Source organism: Anabaena sp. CCY 9402-a (assembly GCF_963920945.1).
Classification (GTDB): Bacteria; Cyanobacteriota; Cyanobacteriia; order Cyanobacteriales; family Nostocaceae; genus Trichormus; species Trichormus minutissimus.
The window spans coordinates 1-1,800 of the sequence record NZ_CAWUDL010000172.1 but is presented as its reverse complement, the minus strand read 5'-3'; the positions used below and the strand labels follow the sequence as shown (position 1 = coordinate 1,800).

The following is a 1,800-nucleotide window of genomic DNA, read 5'->3' as shown; positions in this document are numbered from 1 at the left end:
ATCTAGCATCCCTAGGTTCTATAGATGATGTTTTTTGTCAATGCGTAAGTCCTAGCTCATTAAAAGCAGGGCTTATGGCTTAACTAACTTTCATAATTTTAGAAGAAGGGTTTTACTCAATTGGTATTTCTGTTGTTAATTTAACATATCTAGTCTGAGATAGCCTAAAAATTTTAGTCAGTTTGTGAATGCGGCTATTAAGGATGGTAAAGTACGAAAGCATAATCAAGAATTGCTTTTAATTGATTTAGACATACTGGCTGCCTAAAGCTAATTCTAAAAACCTAGTTTATTTGCTCAACTGAGTTGATGAAAAACCGCCTATGCTGCGGTTTTTTCATGTTTAAAGCTGATAGCATTTCTCTATTTTTCAACAATTAATTTCTGTAACAAAAAACAAATATGCACAATATTCTGATGTTCCGTGATGAAAAACTTTTACGACGTGCGCTTACTCACCGTTCTTATGTTAATGAAAACCCAGGAGAAGGCGAACATAATGAACGCTTAGAATTTCTCGGTGATGCTGTGCTGAATTTTTTAAGTGGTGAATATCTTTATCGTCGTCACCCAGAAAAGGGAGAAGATGAATTAACGCGGCGGCGTTCAGCATTAGTAGATGAAAAACAACTGGCAAAGTTTGCTATTGAAGTCGGTTTAGATTCCAGAATGCGTTTAGGTAAAGGCGCAATTCGAGATGGTGGCTATCAAAATCCTAATTTACTTAGCAGTACATTAGAAGCTGTGATTGGTGCTTACTATTTAGATAATGACTCCAATATTGAAGCTGTGCGTGCAATTATAGAACCATTATTTGATGCTGTCCCTGAACAAATTGTGGTATCTCGCTCTAATGTAGACTCAAAAAATCGGTTTCAAGAATGGGTACAGCGTAATATTGGACCGACTCCTCCCAAATATGTCACAACACAAACAGGTGGTTTGTCTCACGCGCCAGAATTCAAAGCGGAAGTTTATGTGGAAAATCAAAAGTACGGAGAGGGTACGGGACGTAATAAAAAAGAAGCAGAAAAATTGTCGGCTGAGGATGCGTTAGCTAAATTAAAAACACAAGGTTTGTTGTCATAAATATACTTTGATATGCCTGCAAGAGATATTTATCACGATGCTGTTAAGAATGCCTTAATTCAAGATGGCTGGATAATTACGGATGACCCTCTACATTTAAAGTGGGGTCAAAAAGATATGTAGATTTAGGCACAACACAACTCTTAGCCGCAGAATAAGGAACTAAAAAAATAGCTGTAGAAGTTAAAAGTTTTGTTAGTCCCTCAGAAATGGCAGACCTAAAAGATGCCATTGGGGGATTTATCATGTATCGTGCTGTTATCAATCGCCTAGAACCAGAAAGAACATTATATTTGGGTGTGAGGGACAGTATATTTACAACTTTGTTTGAAGAACCAATTGGTACACTTTTAATAGAAAGCGAAAATCTCAAGTTACTAGTTTTTAATCCAGCAACAGAGAGGATTATCCAATGGATACCTTAGATAATTATCGGCACATCATCAAAGAGGTATTAACACCCTACACACAAATTCCTTATTCTTATGCAGATATTAAATGTCAAGCTGTGTTTGATAGCGAAAATGACAGTTATTTACTGATAACTTTAGGCTGGGATGGTGTCAAGCGAATTCATGGTTGCTTAGTTCATCTGGAAATTATTGATAGTAAAATTTGGGTACAACGGGATGACACAGAAGATGGTGTTACCTATGAATTAGGGCTTGCTGAAAAAGTCATTCCAAGGCAAGAGAAAAATTGACTCCGTAG

The 1,800-nt window shown here is 36.7% G+C and carries 2 protein-coding genes and 1 pseudogene; all 3 read left to right on the top strand.

Translation table 11 applies throughout. The features are described 5' to 3' along the window. The first annotated feature begins 402 nt into the window (after positions 1-402). The 3 genes and pseudogenes from rnc to ACM0OR_RS28055 all read left to right on the top strand — a co-directional run bounded on the left by rnc (position 403) and on the right by ACM0OR_RS28055 (position 1,792). The gene (rnc, locus tag ACM0OR_RS28065) at positions 403-1,089 is read left to right on the top strand and encodes a ribonuclease III (RefSeq protein ID WP_414579680.1); all 687 of its coding nucleotides are present in this window, start codon (positions 403-405) and stop codon (positions 1,087-1,089) included. A gap of 12 nt (positions 1,090-1,101) precedes the next feature. Further along, positions 1,102-1,514: pseudogene (locus tag ACM0OR_RS28060) on the top strand (XisH family protein). Further along, positions 1,502-1,792 (top strand): XisI protein, encoded by a 291-nt coding sequence (locus ACM0OR_RS28055; RefSeq protein WP_414579678.1) that lies wholly within the window; start codon positions 1,502-1,504, stop codon positions 1,790-1,792. The pseudogene ACM0OR_RS28060 and the gene ACM0OR_RS28055 overlap by 13 nt, the downstream one beginning before the upstream one ends. Positions 1,793-1,800 lie beyond the last annotated feature (8 nt).